This is a genomic window from Pseudomonas putida NBRC 14164 (genome assembly GCF_000412675.1).
GTDB lineage: Bacteria > Pseudomonadota > Gammaproteobacteria > Pseudomonadales > Pseudomonadaceae > Aquipseudomonas > Aquipseudomonas putida.
In genome coordinates, this window is record NC_021505.1 from 4,044,883 (window position 1) to 4,065,287 (window position 20,405).

Below are 20,405 nucleotides of genomic sequence, written 5' to 3' on the forward strand. Positions count from 1 at the left end.
GCTCTCTTGGAATACTTGTGGGTCTTAGCGGGCTGGCAGCACGCGCACGCCGCGCTCACCTACCAGCACGGTGCCGTTGCCGCGGGTCTGCAGGGCAGCCGCCACGGGTGCCATTGGCACCTGCGGTTGCAGGGCGAAGCTCTGGCCGCCGTCGTGGCTGCGCAGCACATGCCCGGCCTGGCTGAACAGCCAGTAGTCACCCTGGCTGTCGAGGCTGGCGGCGGTGATGCTCTGGCCCAGCCCGGTGTCCACCTTGATCCAGCTCTGGCCGCCGTCGACGCTACGTGCCACATGGCCACGCAGGCCGTAGGCAAGCACTTCGCCGGGCTTGCCGAGAATGCCGAACCAGGTGCCCTGGTAAGGGCCAGGCAGGGCGACGAAGCGCTGCTGCCCGGTGTTCCACTTGAGCAGCAGGCCCTGTTCGCCGGCCACGTAAAGGTCATCGCCGACCGCCCGGATGGCATTGAGATGCAGGCCTTGCGGGTTGTCGGTGCGGTCCTGCATCGGCACCCAGTTTTCGCCGCCATCGTCGGTGCGCAAGATCAGGTTGAACACACCCACTACGTAGCCGTGCCGGGCGTCGGTGAACCACACACCCAGAAACGGCTTGTCGGCGCCCTCTTGCTCCAGGCGCTGGCCTTCGGCGGCGAACTGCGGCCATTGCGCATCGTCGGGGTGGGCCTGTGCCAAGGCCTGGTAATGGGCCGTGACCAGTGCACCGATCTGCCGGCCATCGAGCTGCACGGCCCAGTTCATACCGCCGTCACGGCTGTGCAGCACCACGCCATCGTTGCCTACCGCCCAACCCTCCTGGGGGGTTGGAAACGTCAGGGCATTGAGGTCGGCGCTCACCGGCACACTCGCCTGGCGCCAGTCCTGGCCCTGGTTGTCGGAATACACGATGTGCCCACGGGGCCCCACCGCGACCAGCCGCTCACCGGCCCGCACCACATCGCGCAGGGCGCTGTGCACGGCTAGCGCGCTAGGCTCGGCCGGCAGATCCAGCACATCGACATAGGCCGCCTGGGCAACACCGCAGCTGCCGCCCAGGGCGAGCGTGATTGCCAACGCCCACGGCGCATATTTGTTCAAAGAAGCCATGCCACATCCTCTGCAAAACCTGACGGCGGCCACGTGAGGCCGCCGCCAGACGGGTCGTCGGGATCAGCGAATGCCGGCGCCGGCCAGGGCTTCCGGCGACCACTGCGCCTTGGACAGAGGGGCGATGTACTCGATACCGCCGTGCGGGCCGATCAGGCCGTTGACGTTGTAGGTGCCACCGACCAGGTCGTAGACCACGTGCGGGTTGTTGTTGGGAATCTGCACGTCGTAGCTCTGGGTGAAGAAGCTGAACGAGCCGCGATACAACTGGCCACGGGCGTCGTACTGGTCGGAAGCCAGCGCGAACCAGCTGTCCTCGTCGAGGTAGAAGCGGCGCTTGGCATAGATGTGGCGGGCATTGCCCTTGAGAGTGCCTTCCACTACCCAGACACGGTGTTTTTCCCAGCGCACCTGGTCGGGCGAGAGGTGGTTCGGCGTGGTCAGGGACTTCGGGTCGTGAATGTAGGTGAGCTTGTAGGTGTTGTACGGCACGTACATTTCTTTCTTGCCGAGCAGTTGCCAGTCGTACCGGTCCAGCGCACCGTTGAACACGTACACATCGTCGAAGGTACCGGAGCCTGCGGTGCCTGGGTTGGGTGTGTCGTAGGCCAGGTTCGGCGCCAGCTTCACCCGGCGCTGCCCAGGCAGGTACTGCCAGGCGCGGCGCTCTTGTACCAGCGGGTTGGCGGCGTCCTTGAGCATCATCGACTCACCGGCGCGACGTGCCGGGCCTTCGAAGTACAGCTTGGTCTGGAAGTAGATGTCCTTGGGCTCGATGACTTTGTTCAAGTCTTCGTAGATCGGGTAGGCGTTGTACGCCAGGCCCGTGGTGGCCAGGGCCGCGACGCCGGCGGAGTCGACGTTCCAGGAGTCATACTTGGCCTTCTGTGCCACGCCCTGGTAGCGCAGCAGGTGGTTCCACATGGCCTCGGCGCCCGACTGCGGGATCGGGAACGGCACGCCGGGCAGCACATTTTCGATGGCCATGCCGTCCTGCAGGGACTTGGCATTGGCGGCATTTTTCAGGGTGTTGTCGAGCAGCACCTTGGGCAACGCCGCGGTGCGGTGGCTCGGGTACACATCGATGTGGAAGCTCGGGAAGCGCTTGGCCAGCTCTACGGTGGTAGCGGTCAGCGAATCCTTGTACTGGTCGACGTTCTTGCCGTCGATCACCAGCAGCGGTTTCTCCGAGGCGAAGGGGTCCGGGCGCAGGGTATCGCCCTGCTTGAAGCTGGCAGGCGGGGTGTTCAGGCCACCCTGGTAGGCCGGGATCGCGCCGTCGGCACTGGCGGCCTTGTCGGCGCCGACCATGGTCAGGTCCTTGCCCAGCCGGGCGACGTCCTGGGCCGGGGCGGCCGCATGGGCATTACCGGCAATAACGACCGCAAGCGAGGCCGACAGCAGGCTATTGAGATACTTCATCGCGTTTCTCCGCTTGTTGTTGTACTAGGAGCTTCAGAAGGTGGTCTTGAACGAGGCCGTGACCATGCCGCGATCTTTCAGCAGCGGTGCAAGCCCAGCCTGCGAAGTGATCTGCCCGGGGATGCACTGGTAGCGCCCGTTGGTGCCCGGGGTGTTGTTGTCGGTGCCGGTTTCGCAGGTATCGAACTTGCCGAAGGAGTCGACGTACTTCAGGTCGAACTTGTACTTCTGGTAAACGTCGGCGGCGATCCCGATCGAGTAGCTGCCGGAGTCTTCGTTACCGCCCAGCTGCACGGCCGAGTTGCCCTTGAGGCCAACGTTGTAGGACAGCGGCAGTGTGATATCGACCCCTGGCAGCGCCTGGAACCAGGTCGGGGTGAAGTTGACTGCCAGGGTGTAGGCGTTGGTGGTGACCTTGTCGACGCCTTCGTAGCTGGCGTCGCCCTTGAAGGTCTGCTCGCCCTTGTCGACGCTGACCAGATGGGTCATGGCGCCTTCCACGGCCAGCGACGACGCGTTCCACAACGGCGTGGCGCCGAACGACACCAGGCCGTTGAGTACCACATGCAAGGTCTTGCCGCGGGCCAGCCCGGTTTCACCGTGGCCTGGCACTTCGCCGATCAGGTTGGTGCCGCCGGCGGTGCCGGCCAGGGCACCGTTCAGCGGCCCGTTGATCGTGGTGAAGTTGCTGATCAGCGGCATGTTTTCGCGGTAGTTGACGTCCAGCCCCACGCTCACCGGGCCGACGCTCTTGGCCAGGCTGATGCCGTAGATATCGATATCGTCGGCATAGGCCGTCATGTAGCTGGTGCCTTCCAGGCTGCCCGTGTGCAGGTTGGGGGCATTGATCAACACCGCGGGGGTCGGGTCGGAGGTGTTGCGGTAGTAGAAGCCCAGGGTGCCGTCGAGCCATTCCGGGCTCCACTTGGCCATTACACCGAAGTCGCCGCTGTTGCGCGGGCGGATGTCATGCCCGCGGGGTGCGCCATAGAAGGCACCAGCACCGCCGACCGCGTTGGGCACCGGCAGCCAGAAAATGTCGGCACCGTCGCCAAGCATGTCGTAGGCGCCCATGTAGGTGCCCCCTTCAGGCAGGCGCGAGTTTTCGAATTCGAGAAAGTACTGGGCCGCCAGGGTCAGTTCCGGGTTGATCGTGTAGCTCAGCGACAGCTGCTTGCGCGGCAGGAACAGTTCCTTGGTTTCGGTGCCGGGCACGTTGTACAGCTTGGCCAGGTCCAGTGCCGACTGGCCATAGTTGATGCCGTTGGCGGCGTTGAACAAGGTCTCGCCCCAGTACACCGAGTGCCAGCCGAGCTTGCCGCTCAGCATCGACTCATCACCGATTTCGGTGCTGTAGAACACGAAGGCATCGAGGAATTCACCAGACGGGCCGTTGTAGTACCGGTCGCTGTAATTGCTCAGGCCATGGCGCCTGGACGGGCCGCCCTGCAGCACAGTGCCGGCCGGCAGGCCACCGGCCGGGCGCGCCAGCACCAGGTTGCCGGCATTGCCCGCCTGGCCGGGAAACGGGTTGGAGTTGGAGCCCACGTCGTCATAAGCGTGGTCGTACCAGCTCGCAGCACTGACGCGCATACCCATGTTGCCCTGATACACCACGTCCAGTTCGGTCAGCAGGTCGACCCGCTGGGTCACGGCGCTGCCGACGCTGAAGTTCTTGTCACCGTCGTTGAGGTTGGCGGTGCGGGCGACCTTGGCGTTCTGGCCCTCGACCCGCTGGCCGTAGCTGAGCTTGGCGGTGTTGTCGAAGCGCACGTTCCAGTCAGGGTCGGCGAGGTCAAGCTGAAATGCCTGGGCAGCCGGCGCCCCGGCGACCAGCACCAGCGTTGCCAACAGATTGCGGCGGTGAAGGCAGAAGAGAACGTTCTTATTGTTGTTCATGCGGTATCTCTGCTTGGGATGTGCAAGGTGCCAGCAACGATCGGGCGCCGGCCTTACCCTGAGTGCGCGTGCCCCGCGCGGTTTAGCGATCGAGTTGCTGGATCAAGGCCTCGGCGTGTGGCCACGGGCCGAAGCCAGAGGCCGGGTTGAGGTGGCCAACGGCGCCGAGATCGACCAGCTCGCTGCCCCACTCGTCGGCCATGCGGGCGACGGCTTCGAAGCCCGCCAGGTGATCGTTGCGGCTGGCCGCGACCAGGCTCGGGAATGGCAGCCGGCCGCTTGGCAGCGGCGCCCAGCCGTTGGCGCGCAGGGTGTCGGGGGTGGGGTAACTGGCCGGCCAATCGGTATCCAGGTCCGGTGGGGCGGCCAGCAAGGCGCCCTTGATCGGGCGTTGATAGCGGGCGGCCCAGTGCGCCACCATCAGCACACCGGCGCTGTGCGCGACCAGGATCACCGGGCCATCGATGCTGGCCAGTTCGCGCTCGATCGCTTCGACGCGGGCGCTGCAACTGAGCTTGTCGATTTGCAGCGGTGGTACTGAGCGAACCTTGCCCAGGCGCGCTTGCAGCAGGGTTTGCCAATGTTCGGGTACATGGTCGCGCAAGCCAGGCACGATCAGCACGGTTGCGGCGGTTTGCAGTTTTTCCACGTCAGGGCCCTTGCTCTGGTCAACTCGGTCGATTGCCGACTGCTTGAAGCCAGAGTAAAGAGTCGCCCTGCCAGCCGCTTTACATTGCGCGTCACGAACTTTTCAGTTGATGACACGGCTGCTGTGCCGCCCGGCCCCGGGCTCCGCTGCTCGGAAATGGCTTTGCATCTGACGACACAACCGCTATAAAAGACCACCCGCCAGCGCAGCGGAAGCTCATCAAGATCACGTGGAAAACAATAAAATGACCGTGCTCGCCCGTGCTGCAACCCTCACCAATTACCTGGAAGTTTCACGCCATCTGGGCCTCAACGGCCATGGCCTGCTGGCTCAGGCCGGCCTCAGTGCATCGCTGCTGGAAACCCCCGATCAACGCATCCCGGTGGCCGCCGCCATCAACGTGCTGGAGGAGTCGGCGCGGCTGAGCGGCTGCGAAGCCTTCGGCCTGCGCATGGCCGAACTGCGCCAGTTGTCGGACTTTGGCCAGGTCAGCCTGCTGATCAGCCATCAGCACTCGCTGCGTGACGCCCTGCAGGTGATCGTGCAGTACCGCCACCTGCTCAACAACGCACTGGCCATCCACATCGAGGAAATCGGCAAGACGGTGATCATCCGCCAGGAGGTCATCACCGACCAGCCGATGCACAGCCGCCAGGCCATCGAGCTGGCCATCGGCGTGATGCACCGCTTCTGCTCGGCGCTACTGGGCTCGCACTGGCACCCGATCAGCGCCAACTTCACCCACGCCGCCCCCGCTGACCTGGCCATCCACCGGCGCATCTTCGGCTGCAAGCTGGAGTTCAACACCGACTTCAATGGCATCGTCTGCTCGGCGGCCGACCTGGACACCGCCAACCCCCAGGCCAACGAAGGCATGGCGCGGCTGGCGCAACGTTATGTGGGGTTGCTGCAGGACGAAAACCTGCCATCGCTCACGCTGGAAGTGCGCAAGGCGATCTTCCTGCTGATGCCCATGGGCCGCGCCACCATCGAGCACATCGCGCAAACCCAGGGCATGAACGTGCGCACCTTGCAGCGGCGCCTGGAAGAAGAAGGCGCGACCTTCAGCGAGCTGGTCAACGGCGTACGCCGCGACCTGGTGGTGCGCTATCTGGAAAGCCCTGGCTATTCGCTGGGGCGCATCGCCGACATGCTCGGTTATTCCATGCACAGCTCGTTCACCCGCTGGTTCATCAGCCAGTTCGGCCAGCCGCCAGCCACCTGGCGTGCGCAGCATGAGCCGCACACACAAACCAGACGCAACCGCAGCGCCGCCCAGGCAACCACCAGCGCACGCTGACGGCCCTGGGCCTCTGGGCTAAATGCCGACGTGCATCAGGCCCAGCACCAGCAGCACCAGGAACACCGTCTCGCCCACCATCAGCAAAATCGGCTTGATGCCTACGGCGGCCAGCTCCTTGAGCTGGGTTTTCATGCCCAGGGCTGCGATCGATACCACCAGGCACCCACGCGACAATTCGTTGATACTGCCCTGCACAGCCAGCGGCACCCAGCCGGTGCTGTTGACGCAGGCAAGGATCAGGAAGCCGACCGCGAACCATGGCAGCAACGGCGGGCGCTTGCCGGTACTGTCGATACCCTGGCGACGGGCGATCATGGCCGCGACGACGATCACCGGCACCAGCATGGCCACGCGCATCAGCTTGACCACCGTGGCGGTATCGCCGGTTTCGGTGGACATGCTGTAGCCCGCCCCCACCACCTGCGCCACATCATGGATGGTGGCGCCGAGGAACACGCCGGCGGCTTGCGGCGACAGGCCCAAGGCATTGGCGATCATCGGGTAGAGGATCATCGCCAGGGTCGACAGCGCCGACACGCCGATCACCGTGAACAGCGTGGCCCGTTCCTTCTGCGGGTGGCTGGGCAGTGCAGCAGCCAGCGCCAGCGCCGCCGAAGCACCGCAGATCGCCGTGGCGCCACCAGTAAGCATGCCGAACAGGCGCTGGAAGCCCATGGCCTTGGCCGCCACCATCGACACGCCGATGGTCACCACCACCAATATCACCACCAGCGCCACCGCCTTCCAGCCAAGGCCAGCCATCTGCTCCAGGGTGATGCGCATGCCCAGCAGCGCGACGCCCAGGCGCAGCACACTGCGCGCGGTAAACTCGATGCCGGCCTTGCACTTGCCGTCCGCGCTAAGAAAGTTCAGCGCCAACCCCAGCAACAGGGCGAACAGCATCACCGGCGCGCCGTAATGTTCGGCCAGGAAGCTCGCCGCACCCGCAGCGATCAAGCTGACGATCAGCCCCGGGGCCAGGTCGCGCACCCGGTTGTTGACCTGGGCAAACGCCAGCGTGCTCATGCCTCCCTCTCCGCCAGGCCCGACACCGCCAGATGCATGGCCTCCAGCAAGGCCTCGGCCGGCTGCGCGCCAACCACTTGCAGTCGGTCATCGAAAACGAAGCACGGCACGCCGCGCCCGGCGATGTCGGCGCTGGCACTGACGAACGGCAGGCCGTCGCCACGCAAGCTGCCGGCCAGGGCCTCTGGGGCAAAGCCGCACTGCTCGGCGATGCGCAACAGCGTAGCGCGGTCGCCCAGGTCTTCACCCTGCTTGAAATACGCAGCCAGTAACCGCTCCAGCAGTGCCTCTACCTGTGCTTCACTGCCCAGCTCACTGGCGTGAAGCAACAGGCGATGGGCGTCGGCGGTATTGGGCATGCGCTCGATGCGGCTGAATTCGATCTGCTCGCCGACGGCGCTGGCCGCTGCGCGCACCTGGGCCTGACGTTGCCGCACCGCCTGATCGCTGCCGAGGCGTCGCCGGTAGAACTCGGCGAACGGCTGGCCATCGAATGGCAGCTCAGGCAACAGTTGCACGCCCTGCCAGGCCAGGTTGACCTCGACCTCTGGCTGCGCTGCCTTGAACTGCGCCAGGGCGGCTTGCAATTGCCGGCGGCCTATCAAGCACCACGGGCAGATGAAATCGAAGTACACATCAATCGACAACGAACGCTTCACGAACGGGCCTCCAGTTCTGGCTGGACAGGTGCCTGGGCAGTTTCACCGAGCTGCAGGCGCGCCATGTCCAGGTGATAGTGACGCTTGGCATAAATGAACACCGCTGCAGCGCCGATGCTGATCAACGGCACCAGCTGGAATGCCGACTGCAAGCCGATCAGGTCAGACACCTTGCCGGTGATCAGCGGGCCGGTGGCCAACCCGAGCAGGTTGTTGCACAAGGTCAGCGTGGCAAACGCGGTGCCGTGCACCGTGTAGTGGGTGAGGTTGGCGACCATGGCGCTGGACGGGCCATTGGTGCCGGCGGCGATCATCATGCCCAGGCAAATCAGCACCAGTTGCGGCATGCCGGGCGGCAAGGCAAAGGCCACTGACAGCAGCACACAGCTGCCCAGGCAGTAGGCGATGGCCAGGCTGATTTTGTGGTCCGGGCGCTTGCGCCCCATGCGGTCGCAAAGCATGCCGCACAGCACGATGCCCACCCCGCTGCACAGCACGATAATCGCAGCCACGGCGCCGGCGCGGTCAGTGCTCATGGCGTAGTAGCGGTTCAGGTAGCTGGGGAACCACACGATCACCGTGCCACCGACGAACAACTGCAAACCGCTGCCGACATAGGCGCTGATGACCGAGCGGCTTGAATACAGGGTACGCAGTGGCCGCATGGCCTTGAGCGCAGCCTTGTCGGGCGTTGCTGCCAGGCCTTTGGGGGCAATGCGCGCCTCGCGCACGATGAGCGGATACAGCAGCGCCAGCGCCAGGCCGAAGAAGGCCATGCCGGCGAATGCCCAGCGCCAACCCAGGTGCTGGGCCATCACACCGCCCAGGCCCATGCCAAGTACCGAACCAAACATGCCACCGGCCATGAACGAGCCGGCCAGGGTGGCTCGCATCTCACGCGGGAACACCGCCACCACCACGGCAATACCGACGCTGCCATAGGCTGCCTCGCCGACACCAACCAGAAAGCGTGCGATGAACATCTGCTGGTAGTTTTCCGCCAGGGCGCAACCCAAGGTAGCCAGGCTCCACATCACGGCCATGAACGTCAGGCTCTTGATCCGGCCAATGCGGTCGGCCAGCAACGACAGGGGGAAGGTCAGCAAACCGACCATCAGCGCAACGATGCCACTGAGCAGCCCGAGCTGGCTGTCGCTGAGCTGCCATTCCTGCTTGAGCAGCGGGAATACGGCGTTGAGCACTTGCCGCGACATGTAGTCGGAAATCAGCAGGCCGAAGGTCAGGGCGAAAACGATCCAGGCGTAGCGCCGTGGAATGCCGAGCGAAGTATCAGTGCCTGGTTCTGCCGCACTGGCGTGATAGGTGGCCATGCTGCCTCCTCGGATATCTGAGTTTTTTTGTTTTTATTGCTTACAGGCTATCGCGTAGCGATTGGGGCCGCATTGCGGCCCCAACGTGTCTGGCGGGTCAGAAAGTCGCATCCCCCATGATCCCGGCGCGCTCCATCTTGCGGTGGCAGGCTGGGTAATCCATGACGGCGTAATGCTGGGTACTGCGGTTGTCCCAGATGGCAATGCTGTTGGGCTTCCAGCGCCAGCGCACCTGGTACTCGGGGATGTAGGCCTGGCTGATCAGGTAGCGCAGCAATTCGCCCGCGCCGGGGTTGGCGTCCTGGCCGAAACGCACGCGCTCGGGGGTGTGGTAGTTGCTGAAATGGGTGGCGAAGGCGTTGACGAACAGCACCTTCTCGCCGGTCTCGGGGTGAGTACGCACCACCGGATGCTCGGCATCCGGGAAGCGCGCCTTTAGTGCCAGGCGTTTTTCGATCGGCATGGCCGCGCCAAAAGTGGCCTCGATGCTATGTCGCGCCCGCAGCCCTTCGATACGCGTCTTGATCTCGGTCGGCAGGTTGGCGTACGCCAGCACCATGTTGGTCCACAGGGTGTCGCCGCCCACCATAGGGCTTTCCACGCAGCGCAGCACGCAACCCATCGGCGGCTTTTCACGCCAGGTGGCGTCGGTGTGCCAAGCGTTTTCATAGCGGTCAACCGGCGTTTCCGGCGACTTGTAGATCTGCACCAAGCCCGGGTGGTCCGGGTCGCTGCCGACGACGGGGTGGTCCTCCAGCTCGCCAAAGCGGCGGGCGAACGCCACATGGTCGGCGCGGCTGATGTCCTGGTCGCGCAGGAACAGCACCCGGTGCTTGAGCAACTGGGCACGGACCTCTGCAAACAGGCCGTCATCATGAATCGCATCGGCCAGCCTGACGCCAAGCAGTTCGGCACCGATGGCGCAGGTCAATTGTTCGACTTGCATGGCAGTGCCCTCCTCAGATGACGAAGATCGACGAGCCGGTGGTCTTGCGCGACTCCAGATCACGGTGCGCCTGAACTGCGTCCTGCAAGGCGTAGTGCTGGTTGATCTCGATCTTGATGCGGCCACTGCCCACATGGCCGAACAGCTCGCCTGCCAGGGCGGCTTTCTCGGCAGGGTCGGCGATATAGTCGGCCAGGGCCGGGCGGGTCAGGAACAACGAGCCCTTGATCGCCAGGATCTGCGGGTCGAACGGCTCGATGGTGCCAGAAGCGGTGCCCACGCAGACCATCAGGCCACGGCGCTTGAGCGAGTCCAGCGAGCCCATGAAGGTAGTGCGCCCGACGCTGTCGAACACCACGTTGACGCCAACCCCGTCGGTCAGCTCGCGCACGCGTTTGGCCACGTCTTCGTGGCTGTAGTTGATGGTGTGGTCGCAACCATGGGCACGCGCCAATTCGGCCTTGGCGTCGGTGGACACGGTACCGATCACGGTCAGCCCCAGCAGCTTGGCCCACTGCGAGACGATCAACCCGACACCACCCGCAGCGGCGTGCAGCAGGATGCTGTCCCCTGGTTTGAAGTCGTACAGGCGACGCATCAGGTACGAGGCCGTGAGGCCGCGCATGGTCATGGCCGCGGCCGTTTCGAACGCGATGGTTTCCGGCAGCTTGATCAGCGGCGCGGCAGGGATCAGGCGCTCGGTGCTGTAGGCGCCGAGGGTATTCATGAAGCCGGTGTAGGTCACCCGGTCGCCAACCGCGACGTGGCTGACACCCTCGCCCACCGCCTGGACCACGCCGGACGCTTCCACGCCCATGCCGTTGGCCAGCGGGATCGGGTAGGTGCCGTTACGGAAATAGGTGTCGGCGTAGTTCAAGCCGACCGCCACATGGCGCAGGCGCACCTGCCCAGGGCCCGGTTCGCCGACTTCGACGTCTTCGTAGCGCAGGACCTCAGGCCCTCCGGTTTCGTAGAAACGTACCGCTTTGGCCATGCCAATCTCCCTTCTTGTAGTTTTTGTTGAACAGCAATATCCGTCTTGAAGGGCAATTTAGGCCGTTGCGCAATGCGCCGCTTATCATCGGACGACAACGGTTTTTCAGTTCATGACAGCGCCCCCGGTTTCAGTGCCGGGGCGCGGCTGGCATGGCTCAGAACGCCGAAATACCGCCATCCACGGCGATTGCCTGGCCGGTCATGTAGCTGTTTTCGCGGGCGCACAGCATCAGCATGGCCGCAACGATTTCGTCGGGGGTACCCAAGCGCTTCATCGGCGAGCCCTGGGCGAGAAACGCCTGTTCCTCGCCCACATCGCTCCCGGTAACCATGGGCGTGGCGCTGTAGAACGGGCACAGCGCATTGACGCGGATGCCTCGGCGGGCGTATTCGACCGCCGCGGTTCGGGTCAGTCCCACCACTGCATGCTTGGCAGCGGCATAGGCGGCCAGCCTGGGCGCACCGCCAAGCCCGGCCATGGAAGCGATGTTGAGGATGACCCCGCCGCCTTGCGGCAACATCTGGCGGAGCTGTTGCTGCATGCAGAAGAACACGCCCTTGGTGTTGACCGCGTAGCTGCGGTCCAGCTCTTCTTCGGTGGTGTCGACGAAGCGCTTCATCGGCGTAAGGATGCCGGCGTTGTTCACCCCCACATCGAGGCGGCCGAAGTTGGCCATGGCCGCGTCCACCAGCGCCTTGACCTGCACCTCATGGGTCACGTCGCACGGCACCGCCAGCACTGTGGTGCCGGCCTCGCGCAAGGCGCCGGCCACCCGCTCCAGGCCCGTCAAGTTGCGGTCGCCGAGCACCAGGCGGGCGCCCAACCCGGCCAGGCGCTCGGCCAACAATGCGCCAAAACCGCTGGCGGCGCCGGTGATCATCACCACCTGGTTGCGATAGCTGTCCAGGTTCATCCGGCCACCCCCGGCGCGGTACGGGCGAGGATCTTCTTCGCCAGGCTCATGCGGTGCACTTCGTTGGGGCCGTCATAGATGCGGAAACTGCGCGCATCGCGGAAAATCCGCTCGACGATAGACTCGCCGGTAACGCCCTGCCCGCCGAGCACCTGCACACAACGGTCGATCACCCGCCAGATGGCCTCGGAGCTGAGCACCTTGGCCATGCTCGACTCGAAATTGCCGCGCTCGCCCTGGTCCAGTACCCAGGCGCAGTGCCAGATCGACAGGCGCGTGGTGTGCAGGTCCATTTCGTTGTCGGCGAGCATGAAGCCCACGCCCTGATGCTCGCCCAGCGGCTTGCCGAACGACACCCGGTGGCTTGCGTAGTGGCAGGCTTCGTCATGGGCACGACGGGCCTGGCCGAGCCAGCGCATGCAATGGGTCAGGCGCGCCGGGGCCAGGCGCACCTGGGCGTAACGGAAGCCTTTGCCCACTTCGCCAAGCACATCGCTGGCGGGAATGCGCAGGTTGTCGAAGCGCAGCACCGCGTGGCCGCCGGCGAAACAACTGTCGAGCGAGTCCATCATGCGCTCGAGGATGAAACCGGGGCGGTCGGTGTCGGTGAGGAACATGGTCGCGTTGCCGTCTTCCATGCGCGCCATGATGATTGCCACTTGCGCGCCTTCGGCACCGGTGATGAACCACTTCTGGCCATTGATGACGTAGTCGTCGCCGTCGCGTACGGCCTGGGTGGTGAGCATCGACGGATCGGAGCCGGCACCCGGGCTGGGCTCGGTCATGGCGAAGCAGGAGCGGATCCGGCCCTGCACCAGTGGCTTGAGCCAGCGGTCTTTTTGCGCAGGCGTTGCCACTTGTTCCATCAGGTGTATGTTGCCTTCGTCGGGGGCATGGATGTTCAGGGCCACCGGCCCAAGCGGCGAATAGCCGGCCTCTTCGAAGATGATCGCCTTCTCGATGTGGCTCAGGCCCAGCCCGCCCATCTCTCGCGAGGCATGCGGAGTGAGCAGGCCGTGTTCACGGGCGCGCTCGATCAGCACCTGGCGCAGCTCGGGCGACGGACCGTGGAGTGTCTGGCGCGGGTCGCGCTCCAGGGGGATGACGACGTCAGCAACGAACTGCCGTACTTTGGCTTGCAGGGCAGTCAACTCGGCAGACAGGGCGAAATGCATGGCGGTATTCCTTAACAGGGTCATCAGGGGTCAGGCGAGCAGGCGACGCGGGTCGATGGAGGCGTGCACGTGCTCCATGACGGTCTGGTCGATCGTTGCCTTGGCAGGGTCGTAGGCTGAGTAGTTGAGGGTGCGGATGTAGGCACGCAGCACCTGCGGGCCAGCCATGTCGATGTCGACGATGTTCAGGCAGGCCGGGTCTTGCTCGAAGGCAGCCAAGGCACCAAGGCCGGCGCCGCAGGCCCAGGCCAGAAGAATGCGGTTGACCGCATCGTGGCTGACCAGCAGCAGCGCGTTCCAGTCAGGTGCTTCCAGCAACTGCTGGAAGCTGCCCAGCACGCGTTGCCGGAACGCGGCCCAAGGCTCGCCGCGCAAGAAGGCTGCGTCGGGGCGATCGGCGAGCTGGTAAGCATGGGCCACTTCACGATGCAGGTATTCACGGGGGATTTCCCGCAAGCGGCCGGCACGGATTTCACGAAACCCGGCGCGCTCCTCCACAGGCTGGACGCGGCCGCCCAGGAGCTGGTCGAGGGTTTGCCGGGTGCGCGGGTAGTCTGAGCACACGGCGCGGTCGAATGGCGTGTGCGCCAGCACCTGGCCCAGCGCCTGGGCCTGGGCTACGCCCTTGGCCGACAACGCCACGCTGCGTGGGTCGAGGGGGCGGCCGCTGGCGTCGAAGTAGTCGACATGGCCATGGCGCACCAGGTAGCAGCGGCGTCGGCGCACGGGCTGGGCAGGCTGTTCAGTCATGGGCCAATACCTTGGGGTTAGTGATGCTCAGTTGTGCACGGTTGATGGTGCGCAGTGCCGCCATCAGGCGGGCGCGGGGCTCGCCGGCCTGGTCGTAGGCACCCTGGCGAATATGCTGGGCGAGTTCGCTGCGGGCTTGCTCGAGCGAGGCCTGGCCTTGCAGCAGACCGGCCATGGCCTGGCGTTCGATGTCGGCACAGGCCGCACCCTGGGCGGCCTCGCGGCTGGCGATCAGCAAGGCGCTGGCCACCATCCGCGCCTCGTAGTGCAAGTGCGCCGGCAATGCGGGCAACAACTGTCTGAGCACGGCGTCACGCGCCGTCAGCAGCAAATCCTGGGCATCGGGCTGGTTCATGCGCGGCCTCCTTGGGTGAGCAACAGCAGTTCCTGTTCGAGCTCGCTGACCATGCGCCCGGTCAACACCAGTTCCAGCGAGCGTTGCTGGCCTGAGGCATGGCGTTCGGCCTGCTGCAGGGCGATTACCGCCCAGCGCAGGTGGGCCATGACCTGCCAGAAACGCAGCGTTTCTTTGTCCAGGTCGAGTGGCGAGACGCTGCGGTAGCCGGCGAGCAGGTCGTCCAGGCGGCCGATGCCGCCCGCCGCCAGGTCCGGCCGGGTAAACCGCCAGCAGCGTGCGGTGAACCAGCCCAGGTCTTCGCGGGGGTCGCCCCAGCCGGCGAATTCCCAGTCCAGCACACCGCAGAGCTCCCCTCCCTCGACCATGTAGTTGCCTGTGCGGTAGTCGCGGTGGATCAGGCAGGAGGCAAGGGGCGCAGGCTTGTTCAGCTCGCACCAGCGCAGGCCCCATTCGATGATCGGGTGGCTGCCCGGCAAAGCATCGAGGAACAGACGGTACTGGTCGACGCTGGCCTGCACGGCGTCGGCCACCGGTGCAGGCAGGAACGCCAGCGCCGCTTGCGGTGGGCGCAGTTGGTGCAAGCGTGCGAGGTTGGCCCCAAGCGCCCGGCACAGCCCCGGGTTGCCCTCGGGGCCGCCTTGGCTGCTGGTCAAGCGGTGGCCGCCAGCGTGGCCGGCCAGGGCCTGCATGATGAAGAAATCGCGGCCGATCACCTGTGGCGTCTGGCACAGCCACAGTGGCTTGGGCACCTTCACACCCACGTGGTGAGCAGCGCTGAGCACGGCGAACTCCTGCTCGCGGCTCATGCTGGCGGCCACGGCGGAAGCCGCATCGGTGCGCAGTACCCAACGCTGCGGCACTCCGGCAACCTCGGCCTTTATCAACCAGTTCTCCTGGATGGCGCCACCCGACAATCGCTCGCTGTGGGTGATGCGCACCGGCTGGCCGTGCAGGCGCTCCTGTAGATAGGCAGACAGCACCTCATGGGCGTCTGATACGTCGATGCGAGCACTGGATTGCTGCGCGAAATGGCTGCTTGGCATGGTCGGTCCAACTCACTGTTCACGAGTGCGGTGGCTCTAAGCAAGATGGTTGCCAGCTTCCTAAAAATTAAATATTCACTTAAAAATCAATAGGTTGAATCTAATTTTCCAGCGCACTCAACGCCATTCAAGTCAAACTTGAACAGTGCCATCGCACAGCTGAAACCGCCGTTCAATTCTGCACAGCAGGCCACTGCCCTCCCCCAGCAGAATTTCCCCGCGCCGGGCGTGCGCTCGGCTAGGATGTCTGGCCAAACCGATGGAACCTGCTAGCCATGCATCTTCCCGCGCTCAAACCGAACCAGCTGCGCCCCCCCGCCGAGCCGACCAAGGGGATGGTGCGAGCGCGGCTGCTCGAGCAGCTGGCCAACGCCCTGGACGAAGGTAGCGTCGTGCTCCTGCAAGCACCGCTGGGCTACGGCAAGAGCACACTGCTTGGCCAGTTCACCCGCAGCCTGGCCGGGCCCTGGGCATGGCTGCGCCTGACCCGCGCCGAGAACCAGCCACTGGCCCTGCTGCTGCACCTGCACGCTGCGCTGCAACTGCCTGCGCAACAACGCGACACACCGCAGGCCGAGCACCTGTGGAGCCTGATCCTGGCCGACCTGGAGGCCCGCCAGGCGCCGCTGACGCTGCTGCTCGACGACCTGCACCTGCTCAACGCCGCGCCCGCCTGGCAGTACCTGGACACGCTGCTGCATTACCCGCCGCCTGCGCTGCGCCTGGTCGCCGCCAGCGAAGGGCCGCCCCCGCTGCCGCTGGCCCACTTGCGCCGCGATGGTCGACTGATTGTGCTGGGCGCCCGTGACCTGGCCCTGGACAGCGAAGAGACGCGCCAGTTGGCACAGGCCCGGGACGTCAACCTGGGCAGCGATGCGCTGTACCAGCTGCGCGCCGGCAGCGAGGGCTGGCCCAGCGGTGTGCTGTTCTGGTTCGAGGCCTACCGCGAGGCGCGGCACAGCACCGGCCAGGCCCCCGCTGACCTGCGCCCGATCACCCGCCAGGCCTATGCCCATGCCCGGCAGTTTCTCGAAGAAGAACGGCTGCAGCGCCTGCCCATGCCGTTGCGCGCATTTCTCGAACACACTGCCGTGGCCCAGGTGTTCGATGCAGGCCTTGCCAGCGAACTGGCCGCCAATGCCGATGTGCCCGCCGCGCTGCGCCAGCTGCAGCGCCTTGACCTGATCATCGAAGTCCCCCAGGGCAGCCATGCCGAGTACCGCTACCACCCTGCCTTGCGCAACAGCCTCTACCAACGCCTGGAACAACGCGACCCCCAACGCCTGCGCCAACTGCATCGCCAGGCTGCCCGCTGGCTGCTGGCCCAGCGCCGCTACACCGAAGCGATCTACCAGTTTGGCCGGGCACGCGACCTGGATGCCGTGCTCAACATCGTCGACCGGCACGGTTTCGAGCTGCTGCGCGAGGGCAAGGTCAACACCCTGGTCGATGTGCTCGACGAGGTCGCCGGCCATGCCGGCAACGACAGCTTCACCTTGGCGGTGACCGAGGCCTCCACGGTGATGGTCACCAACGATATCGCCCAGGCCTGCCAGTGCCTGCACCAGCTACACGCCTTGCAGCGCCGCCAGGCAGTGCCGCGCCACCCCGAGCGGGTGCAGCAGACGGTGATGTTTTTGCGCAGCCGCCTGGCCTACCTGGGGGGCAACCTGGGGCACGCCCTGGCCCTCGCGGCGCGGGCACTGCAGCGGTTTCCCCAGCACAACGCAGCGCGCTCGGTGCTGTATTTCGACCGCGCCAACTGCCTGGCTGCGCTCGGCCAACTGGAGCAGGCCCACACCGAAGGCAGCCGCGCCCTGCGCGAGCTGCAGGGCTTTGGCCTGAGCGGCTACACCAACCTGCTGCAATTGTTGCTGGCGCAGATCGAACTGGCCCAGGGCGCCAACGATGCTGCATGGGCGCGCCTGCAAGGCATGGCCGAGCTGCCTGCCGCCGGCAGTTCGGGGCGCTTCTATGAACTGTTCCGCCACCTGGGCAAAGGCCTGGCACTGCTGCAAGCCAACCGCCTGGCCCAGGCACGCCAAGCCCTGGCCCAGGCCGAGGTGCTGGCACTGGGCTTCCCCCACAGCGCTGCCCTGCCGTGGGTGTTCCACCACCAGGCATGCCTGCACTGGGCGCTGGGCGAGACCGGCCAGGCCAAGGCACGCTGGGCAGAGGTACGCCGGCTGGCCCGCCAGAACCGTTTGCTCACCCTCTACCGCCAGGCCGGCGCCTGGCTCGCGCGCCTGGCCTTGCGCGACAATGACCAGGACTACCTGCCCGACTGGCTCGACCAATGGCACTGGTGCCGTCGCCAATATGGCGAGCAACTCTTACCGGAAGAGTGGCTTGCCTATGCCTGGGTGCAACGCCACCTCGGCCAGCGCGACAAGGCCTGGCAGATCCAGCAGAGCTTGCAGGCTCAAGCGCAGGCCCAAGGCAACCGCCGCCTGCTGCTCGACGTACTGCTGCTCGATGCTGCCCTGCTACTGGACCGTGGCGCCCGCGACGACGCCCTGCTCTGCCTCGAACAGGCGCTGCAACTGGCCTGCACCTACGGCTTCGGCCAACTGCTGCAGTACGAAGGTGACGCCTGCCTGGAGTCCCTGCGCCAACTGCTGCTGCCCCAGGTGCGCGAACGCCTGGGCCTGGAGGCTCCAGCGCCCTCGCGCGAGCACCTGAATGCCCTGTTCCGGCCATTGCTGGCAAACAAGGAAAACGTGGAAAGCGCCTTGATCGTGCCGCTCTCGCGCCGTGAGCTGGAAGTGTTGCAGCGCATGGCCCGCGGGCAGAGCAACGGCCAGATCGCCGAGGCGATGTTCATCAGCCTGAGCACGGTCAAGACCCACATCAACAACCTGTTCCGCAAGCTCGACGTGGCCGACCGCGACAGCGCCCTGTGTTCGGCGCGCGAACTGCAACTGCTGGGCTGACCTCCACCTGGCCCTCGCCGCGATTCCACCCGCCATTCCACCCGGGGGGTGGACGCGGCGCCCGGGCCTGCCTGTTACAACATGCCGAGTCCACCCAGCCAGGAGTTCGGCATGCCCAGCTACACCGCCCCATTGCGCGATATCACCTTTGTTGCCCAGGAGCTGCTCGGCCTGAGCCGCCACTACCAACAACTGACAGGCTGTGAAGCCCCGGACGCGGCTACCTTCGCCGCCATCGTCGAAGAAGGCGCCAAATTCGCCGAACAGCAGCTGGCCCCGCTCAACGCCGTGGGCGACCAGCACGGCTGCCAGTGGCAGGACGGCAAGGTCACCACCCCGCCCGGCTTTGCCGATGCCTACAAACGCTTCGCCGACAACGGCTGGCTGGGCCTGGACAAGAACCCGGCCTTCGGTGGCCAGGGCCTGCCGCCGTCGCTGGGGTTCGTCAATTACGAGATGGTGTGCAGCGCCAACCACGCCTGGGGCATGTACGGCAACCTCGCTGGTGGCGCCATCAGCACCCTCAGCGAGCACGCTGACGAAGCCCTGCAGCAGCGCTTGCTGCCACCGATGATCGCCGGCCGCTGGGGCGGCACCATGTGCCTGACCGAGGCCCACTGCGGGTCGGACCTCGGCCTGCTGCGTACCAGCGCCAGGCCCCAGGCCGACGGCAGCTACCAGGTCAGCGGCAGCAAGATGTTCATCTCCGCCGGTGAACACGACATGACCGAGAACATCATCCACCTGGTGCTGGCGCGCATCGAAGGCGCACCCGCAGGGGTCAAAGGCATTTCGCTGTTCGCCGTGCCAAAGATCCAGGTCGACGCCCAAGGCCAGCTTGGCGAGCCCAACGGTGTGAGCTGCGGCTCCATCGAACACAAGATGGGCATCCACGGCAACGCTACCTGCGTGCTCAACTTCGACAGCGCCACAGGCTACCTGCTGGGCGAGGCCAACCGTGGCCTGAACGCCATGTTCACCTACATCAACGAGTCGCGCCTGGCGGTGTCCCAGCAGGCCCAGGCCCACGCCGAAGCGTCGTTCCAGGGTGCCTTGGCCTATGCCCGCGACCGCGTGCAGATGCGCGCCACACCCCGCCTGCGCAGTGACCAGCCAGCCGACCCGATCATCGGCCATGCCGATGTACGGCGCATGCTGCTGACGCAAAAAGCCTATGCCGAAGGTGGCCGCATGCTTGCCTACACCTGCGCCAAGGGCGTCGACCAGCTGCACCACGGCGCCAGCGTCGGCCTGCGCGAGGCCGCGGCGCGCCGCCTGGCGTTGCTCACGCCGATTGCCAAAGGCTTCCTCACCGAAACCGGCAACGAGGCCGCGCAACTGGGTATCCAGGTATTCGGTGGCCACGGCTACATCCGCGAGTGGGGCATGGAGCAGATTGCACGCGACGTGCGCATCACCGCGATCTACGAAGGCACCAACACCATCCAGGGCCTCGACCTGCTGACCCGCAAGGTGCTGGCCGATGGCGGCGAAGCCCTGGGCGAACTGCTCGGTGAAATCGAAGACTTCATCCAGAGCACAAGTGCCCCGGTCCACCTGGCCCAGGCTCTGCTCAAGCAAGTGATTGCCTGGCGCGAAATCAGTGCCTGGCTGCGTGACGCCAGCGCAGGCGATGCCAACCTGATCGGCGCCAGCGCCTACGACTACCTGATGCTCAGCGGTTACACCCTGCTCGGCTACCTCTGGCTGCGCGCTGCCTGCGTGGCGGAACGGGCCCGGGCTGCCGGCAGCGACGAGGCTGCCTTCTACCAGGGCAAGCGCGAGACCGCGCGCTTCTACCTGCAGCGCCTGCTGCCACGCGCCAACCTGCACGAAACGCTGATTCGCACCGGTAGCAACAACCTGATGGACATCAGCGAGGCCGCATTCGCCCGCTGAT

17 protein-coding genes are annotated in these 20,405 nt (G+C 65.5%); 3 read left to right on the plus strand and 14 right to left on the minus strand.

Annotation, left to right across the window (positions count from 1 at the left end; genetic code table 11):
- Window positions 1-24: 24 nt before the first annotated feature.
- From PP4_RS17875 to PP4_RS17890, 4 genes are all read right to left on the minus strand, one after another.
- Complete coding sequence (locus PP4_RS17875; RefSeq protein WP_016500595.1) at window positions 25-1,101, minus strand: WD40/YVTN/BNR-like repeat-containing protein; 1,077 nt, start codon at window positions 1,099-1,101, stop codon at window positions 25-27.
- Between the two features lie 63 nt (window positions 1,102-1,164).
- Window positions 1,165-2,523 carry a DUF1329 domain-containing protein gene (locus PP4_RS17880; RefSeq protein WP_016500596.1) on the minus strand — a complete coding sequence of 453 codons (1,359 nt, stop codon included), beginning with the start codon at window positions 2,521-2,523 and terminating at the stop codon, window positions 1,165-1,167.
- 33 nt (window positions 2,524-2,556) lie between these two features.
- Complete coding sequence (locus tag PP4_RS17885) at window positions 2,557-4,422, minus strand: DUF1302 domain-containing protein (protein WP_016500597.1); 1,866 nt, start codon at window positions 4,420-4,422, stop codon at window positions 2,557-2,559.
- Between the two features lie 82 nt (window positions 4,423-4,504).
- Entirely contained in the window at window positions 4,505-5,071 is a 567-nt protein-coding gene (locus PP4_RS17890) for an RBBP9/YdeN family alpha/beta hydrolase (protein ID WP_016500598.1), read from the minus strand.
- Window positions 5,072-5,315: 244 nt separating this feature from the next.
- On the opposite strand from PP4_RS17890, the gene PP4_RS17895 reads away from it, so the two are divergent.
- Window positions 5,316-6,371: an AraC family transcriptional regulator gene (locus PP4_RS17895; RefSeq protein WP_016500599.1), complete on the plus strand. Its 1,056-nt coding sequence runs from the start codon at window positions 5,316-5,318 to the stop codon at window positions 6,369-6,371.
- An 18-nt stretch (window positions 6,372-6,389) separates the two neighbouring features.
- Here PP4_RS17895 and PP4_RS17900 read toward each other — a convergent pair whose 3' ends face one another.
- The 10 genes from PP4_RS17900 to PP4_RS17945 form a co-directional block, all read right to left on the minus strand.
- Window positions 6,390-7,400 (minus strand): YeiH family protein, encoded by a 1,011-nt coding sequence (locus PP4_RS17900; RefSeq protein WP_016500600.1) that lies wholly within the window; start codon window positions 7,398-7,400, stop codon window positions 6,390-6,392.
- Complete coding sequence (locus PP4_RS17905) at window positions 7,397-8,059, minus strand: DsbA family oxidoreductase (protein WP_016500601.1); 663 nt, start codon at window positions 8,057-8,059, stop codon at window positions 7,397-7,399. The genes PP4_RS17900 and PP4_RS17905 overlap by 4 nt, the downstream gene beginning before the upstream one ends.
- Complete coding sequence (locus tag PP4_RS17910; protein ID WP_016485854.1) at window positions 8,056-9,390, minus strand: MFS transporter; 1,335 nt, start codon at window positions 9,388-9,390, stop codon at window positions 8,056-8,058. Before PP4_RS17910 ends, PP4_RS17905 begins: the two co-directional genes overlap by 4 nt.
- Window positions 9,391-9,487: 97 nt before the next feature.
- Window positions 9,488-10,336 (minus strand): TauD/TfdA dioxygenase family protein, encoded by an 849-nt coding sequence (locus PP4_RS17915; protein ID WP_016500602.1) that lies wholly within the window; start codon window positions 10,334-10,336, stop codon window positions 9,488-9,490.
- Between the two features lie 13 nt (window positions 10,337-10,349).
- Window positions 10,350-11,330, minus strand: coding sequence for a quinone oxidoreductase family protein (locus tag PP4_RS17920; RefSeq protein WP_016500603.1), 981 nt, complete (start codon window positions 11,328-11,330; stop codon window positions 10,350-10,352).
- A 157-nt stretch (window positions 11,331-11,487) separates the two neighbouring features.
- Window positions 11,488-12,246: an SDR family NAD(P)-dependent oxidoreductase gene (locus PP4_RS17925; protein WP_016500604.1), complete on the minus strand. Its 759-nt coding sequence runs from the start codon at window positions 12,244-12,246 to the stop codon at window positions 11,488-11,490.
- On the minus strand, window positions 12,243-13,421 hold the full coding sequence (locus PP4_RS17930) for an acyl-CoA dehydrogenase family protein (protein ID WP_016500605.1): 1,179 nt from the start codon (window positions 13,419-13,421) through the stop codon (window positions 12,243-12,245). The genes PP4_RS17925 and PP4_RS17930 overlap by 4 nt, the downstream gene beginning before the upstream one ends.
- Before the next feature lie 30 nt (window positions 13,422-13,451).
- Window positions 13,452-14,171 (minus strand): histidine phosphatase family protein, encoded by a 720-nt coding sequence (locus PP4_RS17935; protein WP_016500606.1) that lies wholly within the window; start codon window positions 14,169-14,171, stop codon window positions 13,452-13,454.
- Window positions 14,164-14,526 (minus strand): DUF6285 domain-containing protein, encoded by a 363-nt coding sequence (locus PP4_RS17940; RefSeq protein ID WP_016500607.1) that lies wholly within the window; start codon window positions 14,524-14,526, stop codon window positions 14,164-14,166. The genes PP4_RS17935 and PP4_RS17940 overlap by 8 nt, the downstream gene beginning before the upstream one ends.
- The gene (locus PP4_RS17945; protein ID WP_016500608.1) at window positions 14,523-15,572 is read right to left on the minus strand and encodes a phosphotransferase family protein; all 1,050 of its coding nucleotides are present in this window, start codon (window positions 15,570-15,572) and stop codon (window positions 14,523-14,525) included. Before PP4_RS17945 ends, PP4_RS17940 begins: the two co-directional genes overlap by 4 nt.
- A gap of 275 nt (window positions 15,573-15,847) precedes the next feature.
- On the opposite strand from PP4_RS17945, the gene PP4_RS29685 reads away from it, so the two are divergent.
- Both PP4_RS29685 and PP4_RS17955 read left to right on the plus strand, forming a co-directional pair.
- A complete protein-coding gene (locus PP4_RS29685; RefSeq protein ID WP_016500609.1) occupies window positions 15,848-18,505 on the plus strand; it encodes a LuxR C-terminal-related transcriptional regulator in 2,658 nt (885 codons plus the stop codon).
- A gap of 111 nt (window positions 18,506-18,616) precedes the next feature.
- Window positions 18,617-20,404, plus strand: a complete 1,788-nt coding sequence (locus PP4_RS17955) for an acyl-CoA dehydrogenase C-terminal domain-containing protein (protein WP_016500610.1) — start codon at window positions 18,617-18,619, stop codon at window positions 20,402-20,404.
- Window position 20,405 lies beyond the last annotated feature (1 nt).

Coding starts and splice junctions, on each gene's coding strand:
- PP4_RS17920 (WP_016500603.1), bottom strand. CDS start 11,330: ATGGCCAAAGCGGTACGTTTCTACGAAACCGGAGGGCCTGAGGTCCTG.
- PP4_RS17880 (WP_016500596.1), bottom strand. CDS start 2,523: ATGAAGTATCTCAATAGCCTGCTGTCGGCCTCGCTTGCGGTCGTTATT.
- PP4_RS17915 (WP_016500602.1), bottom strand. CDS start 10,336: ATGCAAGTCGAACAATTGACCTGCGCCATCGGTGCCGAACTGCTTGGC.
- PP4_RS17910 (WP_016485854.1), bottom strand. CDS start 9,390: ATGGCCACCTATCACGCCAGTGCGGCAGAACCAGGCACTGATACTTCG.
- PP4_RS17875 (WP_016500595.1), bottom strand. CDS start 1,101: ATGGCTTCTTTGAACAAATATGCGCCGTGGGCGTTGGCAATCACGCTC.
- PP4_RS17895 (WP_016500599.1), top strand. CDS start 5,316: ATGACCGTGCTCGCCCGTGCTGCAACCCTCACCAATTACCTGGAAGTT.
- PP4_RS17930 (WP_016500605.1), bottom strand. CDS start 13,421: ATGCATTTCGCCCTGTCTGCCGAGTTGACTGCCCTGCAAGCCAAAGTA.
- PP4_RS17935 (WP_016500606.1), bottom strand. CDS start 14,171: ATGACTGAACAGCCTGCCCAGCCCGTGCGCCGACGCCGCTGCTACCTG.
- PP4_RS17900 (WP_016500600.1), bottom strand. CDS start 7,400: ATGAGCACGCTGGCGTTTGCCCAGGTCAACAACCGGGTGCGCGACCTG.
- PP4_RS17940 (WP_016500607.1), bottom strand. CDS start 14,526: ATGAACCAGCCCGATGCCCAGGATTTGCTGCTGACGGCGCGTGACGCC.
- PP4_RS17945 (WP_016500608.1), bottom strand. CDS start 15,572: ATGCCAAGCAGCCATTTCGCGCAGCAATCCAGTGCTCGCATCGACGTA.
- PP4_RS17885 (WP_016500597.1), bottom strand. CDS start 4,422: ATGAACAACAATAAGAACGTTCTCTTCTGCCTTCACCGCCGCAATCTG.
- PP4_RS29685 (WP_016500609.1), top strand. CDS start 15,848: ATGCATCTTCCCGCGCTCAAACCGAACCAGCTGCGCCCCCCCGCCGAG.
- PP4_RS17955 (WP_016500610.1), top strand. CDS start 18,617: ATGCCCAGCTACACCGCCCCATTGCGCGATATCACCTTTGTTGCCCAG.
- PP4_RS17925 (WP_016500604.1), bottom strand. CDS start 12,246: ATGAACCTGGACAGCTATCGCAACCAGGTGGTGATGATCACCGGCGCC.